The organism is Ovoidimarina sediminis (genome assembly GCF_032586175.1).
Taxonomy (GTDB): Bacteria; Pseudomonadota; Alphaproteobacteria; order Rhodobacterales; family Rhodobacteraceae; genus Ovoidimarina; species Ovoidimarina sediminis.
In genome coordinates this window covers 1-898 of sequence record NZ_JAWHTE010000072.1, presented here as the reverse complement: position 1 = coordinate 898, position 898 = coordinate 1, and the positions used below count along the sequence as shown (strand labels likewise).

Here is an 898-nt window from a genome sequence, read left to right as displayed (position 1 = left end):
CTTGTCTATTGATTAACGCGGTCTCAGCCGAAGAGTTGAGCCACCGCACGCCACACCATTATTGGCGCGCGGTGGCGGGGTGCGGGCCGGGAAATTACTGGCCGTTTCGGGGCCGGATCTGAGTATGGCCGCCCCCGTCTTTCGCCTGAGACCCGAACGGATACCCGAGCCCCGGGCTCGGATGACAAGCATGGGAGATGCGAAAGATGACCGAGATTACCATCGGGATCGATGTCTCGAAAGACAGGTTGGACGTCCACCGCTTACCGACCGGTGAAGCGCGGGCCTTCGCGAATACCAAGTCCGGTTTGACCGCGTTGATACGTTGGCTTGGCACTGACCCTGTACTACGCATCGTCTTCGAGCCGACCGGGCGCTATCATCGCGACCTGGAGCGACGCCTCGCTGCAGCAGGCTATGCGCTGGTCAAGGTGAACCCACGGCAGGCAAAACGGTTCTGCGAAGCCCTTGGCGTACGCGCCAAGACCGATCGTGCAGATGCTGCCATGCTGGCGCGGATGGGCGCTGCGCTGGCGCTGGAGCCGCAGCCAGTCCGGCCGGACATTCTGAACGAACTCAATGAGCTGATTGCTGCCCGTCGGGCGCTGATCAAGGACCGGACGGCAGCGAAGAACCGTGGCAAGGGCCTGCGCCTCGCCCTCCTTCGCCGGCAGAATGCCACCCGCCTGGCCCGGATCGAGGCCGACCTTGCGGCCATCGACAAAGCCATCGCCGTTCTGATCACATCCGATCCGACGCTCGCTAGGAAACAGACGATCCTTCTCAGTATTCCCGGCGTCTCGGATGTTACGGCGGCGGCGCTTCTCGCCCTGGCCCCGGAACTTGGCGATCTCGATCAGCGCCAGATCGCCGCGCTCGCGGGCCTCGCGCCCATCAC

Annotated in this window: 1 protein-coding gene; it reads left to right on the top strand. The window is 63.8% G+C overall.

The window, feature by feature from the left end; genetic code table 11:
* Positions 1-206: 206 nt before the first annotated feature.
* The coding region (locus RXV90_RS25770) for an IS110 family transposase (protein ID WP_316653291.1) at positions 207-898 on the top strand (692 nt) is incomplete at its 3' end.